We start from the raw sequence: 1428 nt of genomic DNA, 5'->3' as shown, positions 1-1428 counted from the left end.
CAGAATAGCTGACAGCTCCGTCAGCTTGTCTGCTTCCAGCGTCATACCAGCTGCCCCAGCATGGCCGCCAAAGGCCACGAAAAGATCGCGGTGACTGTCCAGCGCCTCAAAAATATTGACCGCTTCAATACTGCGGGCGCTGCCCTTGGCAATGCCCTTTTCAATGTTCAGAACAATGACCGGCTGGTGCAGCTCTTCCAGCAGCCGGCCGGCCACAATCCCCAAGACACCGGGATTCCAGCCTTCCTTGGCCAGCACCTGCACCGGCCGCTCTGCATGCAGCATGGTTTTGGCTTCCTCATAGATGCTTTGGACGATTTCCTTGCGCTCTTCATTCTTCTGATTGATCATGAGGGCGATACGGTGGGCTTCCTCGTCATCAAAACCGGTCAAGAGCTCGACTGCTGGATTGGGATCATCCAAGCGCCCCAGAGCATTGAGCCGGGGGGCAATCTGAAAGCCGACTGTTTCCTCGTCCAGCTCCTCTGTCTGGAGCCCCGCAATCTTAAAGAGCTCCTGCAAGCCGATGCGCTGGCTGTTTTTGAGGACAGAGAGGCCGTATTTGACCAAGATGCGATTTTCTCCTGTCAGACTGACCATATCGGCAATGGTGCCAATGGCAACGAGATCTAGGAGTTCAACCTGAACTTCTTCCAAAAGAGCCGTTGCCAGCTTAAAAGCCACCCCGCAGCCAGCCAGCTGCTTAAAGGGGTAATCCGCTCCTCTGTGCTCTGGATGGATGATGGCATAAGCATCCGGCAGGATCTCCGGCATGGAGTGATGGTCCGTCACGATGACATCCACACCCAGCGATTGGGCCAGCTCAATAGCTTCTACTCCCGCCACGCCATTATCCACTGTGATGATAAGGGAGATGCCCTGATTTTCGATAAAATACTTGTAAACACTGCTGTTGGGGCCATAGCCGTCTGTAAAGCGATTGGGCAGATAGACCTGACATTCAGCTCCCAGCTGCTCCAGAGCCTCTTTGACTATCGAAGCTGAAGTCATGCCATCCGCATCATAGTCGCCGTAAATCAAAATCTGCTCATAATTCTCAATCGCTGAGCGAATGCGGGCCACAGCCCTGTCCATATCGTGCAGGTCATAAGGGTCATGCAGCTGATCCAAAGACGGCTCCAGAAAATCCTGCAGTTCCTCCTCCGTCTGAATCCCTCTCTGGTAGAGAAGACTGGCCGCCGCAGGCTCCAGACCGGCTTTCTTAGCCTTTTTTAAAAACGCTTCATCCGTAAAATGTGTGGCAAACTGCCAGTCATACTTTGAACTAATCATCAATCAGACACTTTTCCCTTTCGTCTTGTCTGTTTATTATAACATGAAAAAGACGGCTAGGCAGAGCTAAAATTTGAATTTTTCGCTCTCTCTTCTATTCCTTTCCAGAATCAAATCAAAAACAAAGCCGGGACA

At 51.8% G+C, this 1428-nt stretch carries 1 protein-coding gene; it reads right to left on the bottom strand.

The features are described from left to right. A partial coding sequence (gene recJ, locus STRDD11_RS05715) for a single-stranded-DNA-specific exonuclease RecJ (protein WP_128836338.1) occupies positions 1 to 1293 on the bottom strand: 1293 nt, incomplete at its 3' end. Positions 1294 to 1428: the final 135 nt, after the last annotated feature.

This window comes from Streptococcus sp. DD11, from assembly GCF_001578865.1.
Lineage (GTDB): Bacteria > Bacillota > Bacilli > Lactobacillales > Streptococcaceae > Streptococcus > Streptococcus panodentis.
This window is presented reverse-complemented; position numbering and strand designations above follow the sequence as displayed.